The sequence below is a fragment of the Burkholderia sp. HI2500 genome, from assembly GCF_002223055.1.
In the GTDB taxonomy this organism is placed as follows: domain Bacteria; phylum Pseudomonadota; class Gammaproteobacteria; order Burkholderiales; family Burkholderiaceae; genus Burkholderia.
This window is the reverse complement of sequence record NZ_NKFL01000006.1, coordinates 1,835,272-1,849,054: the sequence shown is the minus strand read 5'-3', so window position 1 is coordinate 1,849,054 and position 13,783 is coordinate 1,835,272. Positions and strand designations below refer to the sequence as shown.

The 13,783-nt window shown below is 66.2% G+C and carries 13 protein-coding genes; 5 read left to right on the top strand and 8 right to left on the bottom strand.

Annotated elements, in window-relative coordinates:
- Positions 1 to 95: 95 nt before the first annotated feature.
- Positions 96 to 272 carry a DUF3563 family protein gene (locus CFB45_RS26000; protein ID WP_069251078.1) on the top strand — a complete coding sequence of 59 codons (177 nt, stop codon included), beginning with the start codon at positions 96 to 98 and terminating at the stop codon, positions 270 to 272.
- 113 nt (positions 273 to 385) lie between these two features.
- Here the strand turns inward: CFB45_RS26000 and CFB45_RS25995 are convergent, their stop codons facing one another.
- The 5 genes from CFB45_RS25995 to CFB45_RS25975 all read right to left on the bottom strand — a co-directional run bounded on the left by CFB45_RS25995 (position 386) and on the right by CFB45_RS25975 (position 3,897).
- Entirely contained in the window at positions 386 to 805 is a 420-nt protein-coding gene (locus CFB45_RS25995) for an organic hydroperoxide resistance protein (RefSeq protein WP_011355825.1), read from the bottom strand.
- A gap of 157 nt (positions 806 to 962) precedes the next feature.
- Positions 963 to 1,415: a MarR family winged helix-turn-helix transcriptional regulator gene (locus CFB45_RS25990; protein ID WP_089428013.1), complete on the bottom strand. Its 453-nt coding sequence runs from the start codon at positions 1,413 to 1,415 to the stop codon at positions 963 to 965.
- Positions 1,416 to 1,601: 186 nt separating this feature from the next.
- Entirely contained in the window at positions 1,602 to 2,411 is an 810-nt protein-coding gene (locus tag CFB45_RS25985) for a BPSS1780 family membrane protein (RefSeq protein ID WP_089428012.1), read from the bottom strand.
- On the bottom strand, positions 2,402 to 3,400 hold the full coding sequence (locus tag CFB45_RS25980; RefSeq protein WP_089428011.1) for a homoserine kinase: 999 nt from the start codon (positions 3,398 to 3,400) through the stop codon (positions 2,402 to 2,404). Before CFB45_RS25980 ends, CFB45_RS25985 begins: the two co-directional genes overlap by 10 nt.
- Before the next feature lie 101 nt (positions 3,401 to 3,501).
- A complete protein-coding gene (locus CFB45_RS25975; RefSeq protein ID WP_039358086.1) occupies positions 3,502 to 3,897 on the bottom strand; it encodes a hypothetical protein in 396 nt (131 codons plus the stop codon).
- A gap of 129 nt (positions 3,898 to 4,026) precedes the next feature.
- On the opposite strand from CFB45_RS25975, the gene CFB45_RS25970 reads away from it, so the two are divergent.
- The gene (locus tag CFB45_RS25970) at positions 4,027 to 5,553 is read left to right on the top strand and encodes an AMP nucleosidase (RefSeq protein WP_089428010.1); all 1,527 of its coding nucleotides are present in this window, start codon (positions 4,027 to 4,029) and stop codon (positions 5,551 to 5,553) included.
- Between the two features lie 126 nt (positions 5,554 to 5,679).
- Here CFB45_RS25970 and CFB45_RS25965 read toward each other — a convergent pair whose 3' ends face one another.
- Together CFB45_RS25965 and CFB45_RS25960 are read right to left on the bottom strand one after the other, a co-directional pair.
- On the bottom strand, positions 5,680 to 5,976 hold the full coding sequence (locus CFB45_RS25965; protein WP_089428009.1) for a hypothetical protein: 297 nt from the start codon (positions 5,974 to 5,976) through the stop codon (positions 5,680 to 5,682).
- Between the two features lie 386 nt (positions 5,977 to 6,362).
- Positions 6,363 to 7,121, bottom strand: coding sequence for a TIGR00730 family Rossman fold protein (locus CFB45_RS25960; RefSeq protein ID WP_089428008.1), 759 nt, complete (start codon positions 7,119 to 7,121; stop codon positions 6,363 to 6,365).
- Between the two features lies 1 nt (position 7,122).
- Between CFB45_RS25960 and polA the strand changes: the two genes are divergently transcribed.
- From polA to CFB45_RS25945, 3 genes are all read left to right on the top strand, one after another.
- Positions 7,123 to 9,876: a DNA polymerase I gene (polA, locus tag CFB45_RS25955; RefSeq protein ID WP_089428007.1), complete on the top strand. Its 2,754-nt coding sequence runs from the start codon at positions 7,123 to 7,125 to the stop codon at positions 9,874 to 9,876.
- Between the two features lie 270 nt (positions 9,877 to 10,146).
- A complete protein-coding gene (locus tag CFB45_RS25950) occupies positions 10,147 to 11,481 on the top strand; it encodes an NAD(P)/FAD-dependent oxidoreductase (RefSeq protein ID WP_089428006.1) in 1,335 nt (444 codons plus the stop codon).
- 424 nt (positions 11,482 to 11,905) lie between these two features.
- Positions 11,906 to 12,781 (top strand): dienelactone hydrolase family protein, encoded by an 876-nt coding sequence (locus tag CFB45_RS25945; RefSeq protein WP_069251089.1) that lies wholly within the window; start codon positions 11,906 to 11,908, stop codon positions 12,779 to 12,781.
- A 54-nt stretch (positions 12,782 to 12,835) separates the two neighbouring features.
- Here CFB45_RS25945 and CFB45_RS25940 read toward each other — a convergent pair whose 3' ends face one another.
- Positions 12,836 to 13,705 carry a sulfurtransferase gene (locus tag CFB45_RS25940; RefSeq protein WP_089428005.1) on the bottom strand — a complete coding sequence of 290 codons (870 nt, stop codon included), beginning with the start codon at positions 13,703 to 13,705 and terminating at the stop codon, positions 12,836 to 12,838.
- Between the last annotated feature and the right edge of the window lie 78 nt (positions 13,706 to 13,783).

The following is a 13,783-nucleotide window of genomic DNA, read 5'->3' as shown; positions in this document are numbered from 1 at the left end:
GACGCACCTTCTGATCGACGCTGGCCAAAGACTAGGGTTTTCCCTATAATTCGGGAAAACCCTAGTCAAAGAACCTTTGGATTGCGAGATCAACCATGTACCTGCTGAGCCACCTCTTCCTGATGCTGACCAAGAACGCTGAAAAGGCCTCGAAAGAGCGCGCCGACGCGTACCTGGCCGAAGCCACCGACATCTATGATCTCGAATTCCGCATGCGCAAGATCGATCGCGAAGCGGCGATGAACCGCCCGTACACGTTCGGTTCGCGCTAAGGAGCGCAGGGCGGGCAGTCAGGTCCGCCGCTCCGGCGAGTCACGCAGCAGAAAAGGGCGCGTGCGGCACCATGCCGCACGCGCCCTTTTTGCATTCCAGGCCTTGTGTCGCGTCAGACGACCGTCAGGCGCACCGGCACGTTGTTGCGCGTCGCGTTCGAATACGGGCACACGTGGTGCGCCTTTTCGACCAGCGCTTGCGCGTCGGCCTTGTCGAACCCCGGCAGCGAGACGCGCAGTTCGACGTCCAGCCCGAAGCCGCCTGCGTCGTTCGGGCCGATGCCGACTTCCGCCGTGACCTGCGTGTCGGCCGGCAGCGCCTTCTTGTCCTGGCCCGCGACGAATTTCATCGCGCTCAGGAAACAGGCCGAGTAACCTGCGGCAAACAGCTGCTCCGGATTCGTGCCTTCCGCGCCCGTGCCGCCGAGTTCGCGCGGCGCGGCCAGCTTCACTTCCAGCTTGTTGTCAGCGGATACCGCGCGGCCGTCGCGGCCACCCGTGCTCGTGGCGCTGGTCTTGTACAGAATGTTCATCGTGCAGCTCCTGTCTGGAAAAGGGAGGAAAAGCGGCCCGGTCGAACGGGGTGTCGCCGGCCACCTACAAACAATAGAACACAAATCATTTGTGTGCAAATGAATTTTTTGAAGAAAAGGCCCGACAGTGTCGGGCCGGTTCATCAAGGCTCGGCTGTCAGCGTTCGTTGGCGGCCGACAGTGCGTCGCGCAACTGCTGAAGATCGGCGCGCAGCCTGACCAGGAAGTCGGGCGATTGCTGCATCGCGCAAAAGAGATCGGCGGGCACCGAGCGCGCGCGCTCCTTCAACGCACGGCCTTCCGGCGTCACAAGCACGTTCACGATGCGTTCGTCGGCTGCGCTGCGCACACGCTCGACGTAGCCGAGCGCCTCAAGCCGCTTCAGCAGGGGCGTGACCGTGGCCGGGTCGAGGTCGAGCCGCGCGGCGATGTCCTTCACGGCGATGTCGTCGCGTTCCCACAGCACGAGCATCGCGAGATATTGGGGATAGGTCAGCGACAGCTTGTCGAGCAGCGGCTTGTACGCCTTCGTCATCGCGTGCGAAGTCGAGTAGAGCGCGAAGCAGAGTTGCTCGTCGAGTGTCTGGGGCAGCGGAGGCAGGCGGTCCATGATTCGGGCGGCGCGGCGAACGCGCGAACAATTTGTACGCAAATTATTTTGCGCGCAAAAGATCGGGATGAACAGGGGCGGTCGGCGACGAGCGGGGCTGCCGGAGGCGGGGGAAGGGCGAGGGCGCCGGGAGGCCACCCGGCGCGAAGAACGGCGGGCCGGCGCCGCGCGCCGGCCGGAGAGACTTCAGCGGCCCGACGTGGTGGTCGTCGCCCCCGGTTCCTGTACGCCGAAGCAGCCGCGATAGGTCGCGTAGAACGAGCAGTACAGCATCGTGACGATGATGATCGTCACCGGCATCATGATCGTCAGCGCATAGGCGCCGGCGCCGAGCGCCTGCAGCAGCAGCGACAGCGCGAGCGACGTGCCGAGCGCGACGGCGAACCACAGCACGCCATACACGACGAACGCGCCGCGATTGCGCCAGCAGCTGACGACGCTGAAGAACAGCGCCTTGGCGGGCGGGACGTCATGCCACGCGACCAGCACCGGCGCGAACCAGAACAGCATCGCGACCGGCAGGTACAGCAGCGTCGCGAAGAACAGCGCGCCGAGCGTGCCTTGTGCGGCGAGCGCTTCCGGCGTCGTGCTGGCTTCGTCGGCCGCGCCCATCATCACGTGGAACAGCGCGCCGCCGTCCACGAACGACGAAGCGGCGAACACGACCACCATCGACGCGACGTAGAGCACGCCGAGCACGAGCAGCCGCTGGGTCGCGACGGTGCCGTACGAGCGGAAGCCGTCGACGAGGATCGTCGGCATCACGGGCTTGCCGGCCACCGTGTCGCGGCACGCGGCCATGAAGCCGACCGCGACGCCGGGAATGAATACCAGCGGCAACGCGGAGCCGATCACGGGCACCATCGATATCAGCGTGATCGCCAGCAGGTACGTGAAGAACAGCGTGATGAACGCGAGCGGGTTCCGGCGGAACAGCCAGACGCCTTGACGGAACCAGACATAGCCCGTTTTGGCGGGCACTTCGATCAGTTGCATGCGGTGTGGATCTCGGGAAGCGCGGGCGTATGCGCGATACGCTCGCGCAGGATGCGTTCGAAATGGCCGGGGTCGTGCGGCTTGAGCATCTCGGCCGCGCGCGGCAGGTAGAAGTCGTACAGGCGCGACACCCAGAAGCGGTACGCGCCCGCGCGCAGCATGTCGCTCCAGTGGCGGCGCTCCTCGGCCGTGAACGGCCGCACGGTCTGGTACGCGCGCAGCAGCGCGTCGGCGCGCGCGACGTCGAGCACGCCGGTCGCGAGGTCGACGCACCAGTCGTTGACCGTGACCGCGACGTCGAACAGCCACTTGTCGCAGCCCGCGAAATAGAAGTCGAAGAAACCGCCGAGCCGCACGTCGTGGCCGGTGCCGGGCGCCGCGTGCGCGAACAGCACGTTGTCGCGGAACAGGTCGCAATGGCACGGCCCGGCCGGCAGCGCCGCGTAGTCGGCCGACGCGAAGAAGCTGGCCTGGTGCGCGAGTTCGCCTTCCAGCAGCGCGCGCTGCTCATCCGTGATGAACGGCACGATCGCCGGCACGTTTTCCCGCCACCACGGCAGGCTGCGCAGGTTCGGCTGGGTGCGCGGATAGTCGCGGCCGGCGAGGTGCAGGCGCGCGAGCATCTGCCCGACCTCGATGCAGTGTTCGACCCCCGGCGCCAGTTCGGCCGAACCGTCGAGCTTCGTGACGATCGCGGCCGGCTTGCCGTGCAGCTCGCCGAACAGCGCGCCGTCGTCACGCGGGATCGGATCCGGCACCGGCACGCCGTGGCCGGCCAGATGGCGCATCAGGTCGAGATAGAACGGCAGTTGCTGCGCCGTGAGCTTTTCGAAGATCGTGAGGACGTACTCGCCGCGCGTCGTCGTCAGGAAGAAGTTGCTGTTTTCGATACCGGACGGAATGCCGCGGAACGCAAGCACGTCGCCCAGTTCGTAGTGGCGCATCCATTGCGCGAGATCGGAGTCGGAAACAGCAGTGAAAACGGCCATGCGGGATGCGTCAGGTCAGGGTGTCGGCACGCGGGCGGCGTGCGTCGCGACATCAGGTGAAGGGAGGCGGCGCGCGGCATTCGGTGCCGCGCGCCACGGAATCAGTAGCGCAGGTTCAGCGACGGCAGGCGCGTGATCGGGATGCCCGCGTCGTGCGGCTTCGGCGACGTGTCGGGCGTCGAGCTCATCTGGTAGCGCGTGCCGAAGTTCGACTTCACGTCGATCTCGACCGGCTTGCCGCGATCGCGGTACTCGGTGACTTCGGTGCCGTTCTTGCTCTTTTCGTGGAAGCTCGGCGTGCGGCGGATGTCGGCGAAGTCGACTTTCGACGTGACTTCGGCGCCCGGCCGGTTGATCTTGCGGAGATCGGGCAGGCCGGCGGCCTCGTTGGCCTCGGCCCGGGCCTGCGCGTCGGCGTCAGGCGTGCCGCCGGCGGCGTAAGCGACGCTGGCGGCGGCAAACGCGGCGGCAGCGGCGACGAGAATGAGCGGCTTCATGATGAGTCTCCAGTGAACCCGCCGATTTTAGCAAATACTGCGCCCCATCCGGCCCTCGCGTGCGTAGGGGCAGCCATAAAGGCGACCGGGTTCCGTGGTAATGTCGTCGGATCAGACGAGGTAATCAAAATGAAGAACGACTTGAGCCGCCGGCACCGTGTGCTGACGCCCGAAAGCCCGTCGGTCGAGGCTTTCGACGATCCGATCGCCGCCGTCGCGCGGCTGTCCGCCATTTACGACACGAACACGGGCTTCCTGCGCGACGCATTCGCGCGCTATCGCCGCCACGAATCGATTACCGAGCACGTGCGCGCGTGCTACCCGTTCGTGCGGATCCGCACCGACGTCAACACGCACGTCGATTCGCGCCGCTCGTACGGTTTCGTCGCGGGCCCCGGCGTATTCGAGACGACGGTCACACGCCCCGATCTCTTCGCGAACTACTATCGCGAGCAGCTGCGCCTGCTGGCGAAGAACCACCATGTGAAGATCGAGATCGGCGTGTCGTCGCAGCCGATTCCGATTCATTTCGCATTTCCGGAAGGCATCCATCTCGAGGGCGAGCTCGACCGCGACCGCCTGCTCGCGATGCGCGACATCTTCGACACGCCCGACCTGTCGTATCTCGACGATCGCATCGTCAACGGCACGTTCGAGCCGGCGCCGGGCGAGCCGCATCCGCTCGCGCTGTTCACGGCCGCGCGCGTCGACTTCTCGCTGCACCGGCTGCGCCACTACACGGCGACGTCGCCCACGCATTTCCAGAACTACGTGCTCTACACGAACTACCAGTTCTACATCGACGAGTTCGTGAAGCTGGGCCGCACGGTGATGACCGAGAGCGACGATCCCGAGGTGCGTGCCTACCGCAGCCAGTACAGCGCGTTCGTCGAGCCGGGCGATGTCGTCACCTACAACGCGAACCTCGGCAGCGAGCCGGCCGAAGGCAACGCGCCGCCGCGCCTGCCGCAGATGCCCGCGTATCACCTGAAGCGCGCGGACGGCAGCGGGATCACGATGGTCAACATCGGCGTCGGCCCGTCGAACGCGAAGACGATCACCGATCACATCGCGGTGCTGCGTCCGCACGCGTGGGTGATGCTCGGCCACTGCGCGGGGCTGCGCAACACGCAGCGTCTCGGCGACTACGTGCTCGCACACGGCTACGTGCGCGAGGATCACGTGCTCGACGCCGACCTGCCGCTGTGGGTGCCGATTCCGGCGCTGGCCGAAGTGCAGCTCGCGCTCGAACGCGGGGTGGCCGAGGTCACGCAGCTTGATGGCGTCGAACTGAAGCGCGTGATGCGCACGGGCACGGTCGCGAGCGTCGACAACCGCAACTGGGAGCTGCGCGACCATCGCGAACCGGTGCAGCGCCTGTCGCAGAGCCGCGCGATCGCGCTCGACATGGAAAGCGCGACGATCGCCGCGAACGGCTTCCGCTTCCGCGTGCCGTACGGCACGCTGCTGTGTGTCTCGGACAAGCCGCTGCACGGTGAGCTGAAACTGCCGGGCATGGCCGACACGTTCTATCGTGGGCAGGTCGACCAGCATCTGCAGATCGGCGTGAAGGCGATGGAGATCCTGCGCACGAACGGGCTCGACAAGCTGCATAGCCGGAAGCTGCGGAGCTTTGCGGAAGTGGCGTTCCAGTAACGTCGACGGCACCGCGCCGCAGCACCCGCAACGGCAAAGGCCGCACGCGAATGTTGGTTCGCGTGCGGCCTTTTGTTTTTTGCCAGTGCTTCAGTGCCCGGGCCGAGCGGCCCGGCGATCACGCGCTCAGCACTCACCCTTCTTCGCGTGTCCCGGCGGGCAGTGATAGCCGCGATCACCGTGGCCGCGATGACGCTGATAGTCGTCCCACTCGCGGCGTTCCCAGTAGCGGCGGCCGTCCCAGTAGCGGTCGCCATGCCAGCCGACGATCACCGCGGGTGCCGGGGCGACCATGACGGGCGCGGGCGCGACGACGACCGGCGCGGGCGTGCCGATGTTGACGTCGACATTGACGGCGTGGGCGAGGCCGGACAGCGAAAGGCCGAGGCCGGCGAAGGCAAGGGCGATCAGCGAGCGTTGCATGTTCTTTTCCGTGGTGTCGTTATAAAAGGCCGGCGCGACGCGATGGAAGCGAGGGGGACCGTTCCACCGGGGGAACGCCGCACCGACACATGCAGTGTGCTGGCGCGCGACGGAAAATGCGAGGCGGGGTTGTTACGGAGGATTGCGGCCGGCAGGCGCCGGATGCGGGCGTCGGGCCGTGTCATTTGACAATGGCGGCCTGCGTGTGCGGATGATGGCGCGCGTCGCACGGCACCGGCGGCGCGGATTTCACATTCGGTGGCGCGCGGCCGCGAAGCGCGATTAATGGCGCGTTACAAAGTGACACGCGGCAGGTGGCGGAATCGCCACGTCTGCCGCGCGGGAGGGGCGAGCCGGCCGTCGGGCCGGCGATCGTCATGGATGGATTACAGGTAGAACATCCGGTCTTCTTCGGGGCGCGGCGGATGGCCTTCATCGTCCGAACCTTCTTCCTCGCCGCTGTCCTCGTAGAACGCGAGCACCGCGTCGAGCACCTGGTCGGGATCGTCGATCACCTGCATCAGGTCCATGTCTTCCGGATTGATGAGGCCGTTCGGAATCAGCTGGTCGCGGAACCATTGCAGCAGCCCCTGCCAGAACTCGCTGCCGACGAGGATGATCGGCACGAGGCGCGATTTTTTCGTCTGGATCAGCGTGAGCACTTCGGACAGTTCGTCGAGCGTGCCGAAGCCGCCCGGCATCACGATCACCGCATCCGAATTCTTCACGAACGTGACCTTGCGCGTGAAGAAGTGGCGGAAGCGCAGCGAGATGTCCTGGTAGTGGTTGCCGGCCTGCTCGTGCGGCAGCTCGATGTTCAGGCCGACCGACGGCGCCTTGCCGGCGTGCGCACCCTTGTTCGCGGCTTCCATGATGCCCGGGCCGCCGCCGGAGATCACGGCGAAGCCGGCGTCGGACAGCTTGCGGGCGATCTGCACCGCGAGCTTGTAGTGCGCCGTATCGGGTTTGAGGCGGGCAGAACCGTAGATGCTGACAGCCGGGCGGATCTCCGACAGGTACTCGGTCGCCTCGATAAACTCTGCCATAATCGTGAACATCTGCCACGATGCGCGCGCCTTCTTGGCCGTCGCGCGTTCTTGATCTGCGAGCGAACGCAGACTCGGAATCACTTTTCTCTTGTTCATAATGCCTGAAGAACGAAATCTGGAAGGTAAGACCCTGCTATTGGTTGACGGTTCGAGCTATCTGTATCGGGCTTACCATGCGATGCCTGATTTGCGTGGCCCTGGCGGGGAGCCGACCGGAGCGCTCTACGGAATCATCAACATGCTGCGCCGTATGCGCAAGGAAGTCAGTGCAGAGTATAGCGCTTGCGTGTTCGATGCAAAGGGCAAGACGTTCCGTGACGACCTTTATGCCGACTATAAGGCAAACCGTCCGTCGATGCCGCCCGACCTCGCATTGCAGGTCGAACCGATCCACGGCGCGGTGCGCGCGCTCGGCTGGCCGCTGCTGATGGTCGAAGGCGTCGAGGCCGACGACGTGATCGGCACGCTCGCGCGCGAAGCCGAGCGGCACGGGATGAACGTGATCGTGTCGACCGGCGACAAGGATCTCGCGCAGCTCGTCACCGACCACGTCACGCTCGTCAACACGATGACCAACGAGACGCTCGACCGCGACGGCGTGATCGCAAAGTTCGGCGTGCCGCCGGAGCGCATCATCGACTACCTCGCACTGATCGGCGACACCGTCGACAACGTGCCGGGCGTCGAGAAGTGCGGGCCGAAGACGGCCGTGAAATGGCTGGCGCAGTACGACAGCCTCGACGGCGTGATCGAACACGCGGGCGAGATCAAGGGCGTGGTCGGCGACAACCTGCGCCGCGCGCTCGACTTCCTGCCGCTCGGCCGCCAGCTCGTGACCGTCGACACGGCTTGCGATCTCGCACCGCATCTCGAATCGATCGAGGCGTCGTTGAAGACCGACGGTGAAGCACGCGACTTGCTGCGCGACATCTTCGCGCGCTACGGCTTCAAGACGTGGCTGCGCGAAGTCGAGAGCGCACAGGCCGAAGGCAACGGCGCCGATGCGCCGGAAGGCGAGCCGGCCCCGGTGATCGCGACCGACGTCGTGCGCGAATACGACACGATCCAGACCTGGGAACAGTTCGATGCTTGGTTCGCGAAGATCGACGCGGCCGAACTGACCGCGTTCGACACCGAGACGACCGCGCTCGACCCGATGCTCGCGCGGCTCGTCGGCCTGTCGTTCTCGGTCGAGCCGGGCAAGGCGGCCTACCTGCCGGTTGCGCATCGCGGCCCCGACATGCCCGAGCAGCTTCCGCTCGATGAAGTGCTCGCACGCCTGAAGCCGTGGCTCGAATCGGCCGATCGCAAGAAGGTCGGCCAGCACCTGAAGTACGACGCGCAGGTGCTCGCGAACTACGACATCGCGCTGAACGGCATCGAGCACGACACGCTGCTCGAATCGTACGTGGTCGAATCGCATCGCACGCACGACATGGACAGCCTTGCGCTGCGTCATCTCGGTGTCAAGACGATCAAGTATGAAGACGTGGCCGGCAAGGGCGCGAAGCAGATCGGCTTCGACGAAGTCGCGCTCACGCAGGCCGCCGAATACGCGGCCGAAGATGCGGACATCACGCTGCAACTGCATCACGCGCTGTATCCGCAGGTTGCGCGCGAACCGGGCCTCTTGCACGTGTACCGCGAGATCGAGATGCCCGTGTCGCTCGTGCTGCGCAAGATGGAGCGCACGGGCGTGCTGATCGACGATGCGCTGCTGCAGGCGCAGAGCACCGAAATCGCGACGCGCCTGATCGAGCTCGAAGGGCAGGCATACGAACTGGCCGGCGGCGAATTCAATCTCGGCTCGCCGAAGCAGATCGGGCAGATCTTCTTCGACAAGCTGCAGTTGCCCGTCGTGAAAAAGACGCCGAGCGGCGCACCGTCGACCGACGAAGAAGTGCTGCAGAAGCTGGCCGAGGACTACCCGCTGCCGAAGCTGCTGCTCGAGCATCGCGGGCTGTCGAAGCTGAAGTCGACCTATACCGACAAGCTGCCGCGCATGGTGAACCCGTCAACGGGCCGCGTGCACACGAACTACGCGCAGGCCGTCGCGGTCACGGGCCGCCTGGCATCGAACGATCCGAATCTTCAGAACATTCCGGTGCGCACGGCCGAGGGGCGGCGGATCCGCGAGGCGTTCATCGCGTCGCCGGGCCACCGCATCGTGTCGGCCGATTATTCGCAGATCGAACTGCGGATCATGGCGCACATCTCGGGTGACGCGTCGCTGCTGCGCGCGTTCTCGCAGGGCGAGGACATCCACCGTGCGACGGCCGCCGAGGTGTTCGGCGTGACGCCGCTGGAGGTCAATTCCGACCAGCGCCGGATTGCGAAGGTGATCAACTTCGGGCTCATCTACGGGATGAGCGCGTTCGGGCTCGCGTCGAACCTCGGCATCACGCGCGATGCGGCGAAGCTCTACATCGACCGCTATTTCGCCCGCTACCCGGGTGTCGCGCAGTACATGGAAGACACGCGCTCGGTTGCGAAGGAGAAGGGCTACGTCGAAACCGTTTTCGGCCGCCGCCTGTGGCTGCCCGAGATCAACGGCGGCAACGGCCCGCGCCGCCAGGCGGCGGAGCGCGCGGCCATCAATGCGCCGATGCAGGGCACGGCGGCCGACCTGATCAAGCTGTCGATGATCGCGGTGGACGACTGGCTCACGCGCGACAAGCTCGCGTCGCGGATGATCATGCAGGTGCACGATGAACTGGTGCTCGAGGTGCCCGACGGCGAGCTGTCGCTGGTGCGCGAGAAACTGCCCGAAATGATGTGCGGCGTGGCGAAGCTGAAGGTGCCGCTGGTGGCCGAAGTGGGCGCCGGCGCGAACTGGGAAGAGGCACACTGACGCACCGTTGCGCGGTTCCCGATTCCTGCGGCATATTGTTGCAGGGATGCTGAATATCGAGATGGTTTGCTTGTGGTCAACGCGCAAGCTCCCGGACAATGCATGTCATTGACACGGGGGCATGCGCGCCCCGCGTTCCGGGTTGGGCGCATCGAGGTGCTTCGAACTGCACATCGATGATGTCCGAACCGGTTAATCCACCGGGTCGCGCGAATGCATCGCGTTCGCATCGTCCGGCGGCAGCAGTTTCGAATCGCAAAGGGGGAACAGATGCATCGGATCATCATCGTAGGTGGAGGCGCGGGCGGCCTGGAACTGGCGACGCGGCTCGGCGACCGTTACGGCGCGCGCGGCAATCGTTCTGCGCGTGCGCTTGTCACGCTCGTCGACCGCAATCCGACCCACATCTGGAAACCGCTGCTGCACGAGGTCGCGGCCGGCAGCATGGACCCGTTCACGCAGGAGCTCGAATATGCGGCGCAGGCGCGCTGGCATGGCTTCGAGTTCCAGCAGGGCGGGTTGACCGGGCTCGACCGCGCGGCGAAGCGCATCACGCTGTCACCCGTCAACGACAGCGACGGCGAGGAGTTGTTGCCGGCGCGCGAGCTGGAATATGACACGCTCGTGATTGCGATCGGCAGCACGACTCACTTCTTTGGCGTGCAGGGCGCGGCGGAAAACGCGATCGCGCTCGATACCGTGGGCGAGGCCGAGCGTTTCCGCAAGCGGCTGATCGCCGCGTGCATGCGCGCCGAGCATCAGGCGCCGGCGCCGACCGCGCCGGGTGAGGCGGCCGAGCCGCGCATCCAGATCGCGATCGTCGGTGGCGGCGCGACCGGCGTCGAGCTGTCCGCCGAGCTGCGCAACACCGCGCAGGTGTTATCGGCCTACGGGCTGCACAAGCTCGACCCGCGGCACGACGTCGGCATCGTGCTGATCGAATCGGGGCCGCGGATCCTCCCGGCGTTGCCGGAGCGCGTGTCGTCGGCGACGGCCGAACTGCTCGAAAAGATCGGCGTGCGGCTGATGCTCGCCGAGCGCGTGACCGAGGTGGCGCCCGGGGCCGTCCATACGGCGAGCGGCAAGACAATACGTGCCGACCTGACGGTCTGGGCCGCGGGCATCAAGGCGCCGGCCGTGCTCGCCAATCTCGATGGCCTCCAGGTCAACAAGCTCGGCCAGCTCGACGTGCGCCGCACGCTGCAGACCTTCACCGACGACAACGTGTTCGCGCTCGGCGATTGTGCGGCATGCGCATGGCCCGGCAACGAGCGCAACGTGCCGCCGCGCGCGCAGGCTGCGCACCAGCAGGCGAGCTTCCTGCTGAAGGCAATCGGCTGCCGGCTCGATGGGCGTCCGCTGCCCGAATTCACCTATCGCGACCTGGGCTCGCTCGTGTCGCTCGGCCATTTCAGCGCGGTCGGTAACCTGATGGGCGGGCTGATCGGCGGCAACATGCTGATCGAGGGGCTGTTCGCGCGCTTCATGTACATGTCGCTGTACCGGATGCATATCGCCGCGCTGCACGGCTATCCGCGCATGATGCTCGACACGGTCGCGCACTGGCTGCGGCGCACGACGCTGCCGCGCGTCAAGCTGCACTGAGCGCGCGTTCGCGCGAGAGGTGGGCGGGGCGCGCGCAGGTCGTGCGTCGTTCTCCGCCCGTTGTTCCTTGCGGGCAGCCGGGCTGTCGTGCCGGCGTGTGACGGGCAACATCGACCGCGTGTTTTTCGTTTCAATCGGCAAGCATCCGATCGCGCAACGGCGATCGGCATGCGGCCTGTTGCATCGCGATTCGACGGGGCGCCCGCGGTGTTTGGCGCGACGCTCGACGTGGCGAATCAACACGCCGTAATCGAGTCTTACATATCCGACAGTTGACGCGACAACGGATTATTGGGCATCTTGTCCGGGTTTCCGTTCGCGGCGGGGTGCCAACCGCCGCGACATCCGCGCCGTGCGCCGGCGCGATGCCCCGTCATGTCGTGTCCGTGATCGTGGCGGCGGCCCCCAATCGAGGAGTGCATTCATGTTGAAACCCGAAGTCGACAGCCTGGTTCCCCACGTTCCGTTCTCGCGCCGCAAGTTCATGCAGGCCGCGCTGGGCGGTGCCTTCGCGGCGGCCGTGCTGCCCGTGTCGGCGCAGACGGTCACGACCGACAGCGAAGGGCTGGACGTCGACACCGTCGAGATCCGCTCGGGCGACGCGAGCGTGCCCGCGTATCGCGCGCAGCCGAAGGACAAGACGAACCTGCCGGTCGTCATCGTGATCCACGAGATCTTCGGCGTGCACGCGCACATCGCCGATGTCTGCCGCCGCTTCGCGAAGCTCGGCTATCTCGCGATCGCGCCGGACCTGTTCGCGCGGCAGGGCAATGCGGAGAAGTATCCGACGATCAAGGATCTGGTCGAGCACATCGTCAGCAAGGTGCCGGACCGGCAGGTGACCGAGGATCTCGATGCGACCGTCGCGTGGGCCGGCAAGAACGGCGGCGACCTGTCGCGTCTCGGCGTGGTCGGGTTCTGCTGGGGCGGCCGCCAGAGCTGGCTGTATGCGGAGCACAACCCGCACGTGCGTGCGGCCGTTGCATGGTACGGGTTCGTCGAAGGCAAGACCGACGAGATGACGCCGTTCAACCCGGTCGATCATGCATCGTTGCTGAAGGTGCCCGTGCTCGGGCTGTATGGCGAGAAGGATGCGAACATCACGCAGGCGTCGCTCGCCGACATGCGCAAGGCAATCCAGACGAGCGATTCGAAGCTCGCGCGCGAATCGGAGATCGTCGTGTACCCGGATGCCGGTCACGCGTTCTTTGCCGATTACCGGCCGAGCTATGTGAAGGCCGACGCGGAGGAGAGCTGGAAGCGCGCGATCGCGTGGCTCCGCAAGTACGGCGTGATGTAAACGGCAAGCGGCGGCATGGGCCGCCGCTTCGTTGTGACTGCGCCGCGCCGGCGCTTACGGCGTCGGGCCGGTTGCGATCGGCCGCGACGGGTCCGCGCTCCACTCGCTCCACGAGCCCGGATACAGCGATGCGCCGTGCAGGCCCGCAACTTCCAGCGCCAGTGCGTTGTGGCATGCGGTGACACCGGAGCCGCATTGCAGGATCACGCGATTCGGTTCGGTGCCCGCCAGCACGGCGGAAAACGCCTCGCGCAGTTCATGGCCGGTCTTGAAGCGGCCGTCGGCGGTCAGGTTGTCCTTGAAGAAGCGGTTGCGCGCGCCGGGGATGTGGCCGCCCACACGATCGATCGTTTCGTTTTCGCCGCGGTAGCGATCGGGTGCGCGCGCATCGATCACGACACGCGTGGGTGCGTTCACGTTGGCGAGCACGGCCGCCGCGTCGACTGTCGATTCGAGCGGCGCGGCCGCACGGAAATCACCGGCTGGCGGGTGCGGTACGTCGGCCGTCAGCGGCTGGCCGGCTGCTTCCCAGGCCTGCAGGCCGCCGTCGAGCACGGCAACCGAATCATGCCCGAGCCAGCGCAGCAGCCACCACAGGCGCGCCGCATAGGCGCCGCCTTGTGCGTCGTACGCGACGACCTGCTGGCCTTGCTTGAGGCCGCGGCTCGCGAGCAGCGTGGCGAGTGCGTCGCGGGTCGGCAGCGGATGGCGGCCGTTGGTGCCCGTCTTGCGGCCCGACAGGTCGCGGTCGAGATGGAGATACTGGGCGCCGGGGATATGGCCGGCCGCATACGCGGCTTCGCCGGCGGCGGGATCGACGAGATCGAAGCGGCAGTCGAACAGCGCGACGCTGCCGGGCGCCGCCGCCAGGCGCTCGGCGAGATTGGCGGCGGAGATGAGCGTGGTGTAGTGAGTGTGTGGCATGACGGCTCCCTGGAGTGCGAATGGCCTGACATTCCAAGTCTAAACAAAAAAAGACGGGCCGAAGCCCGTCTTTTCGTC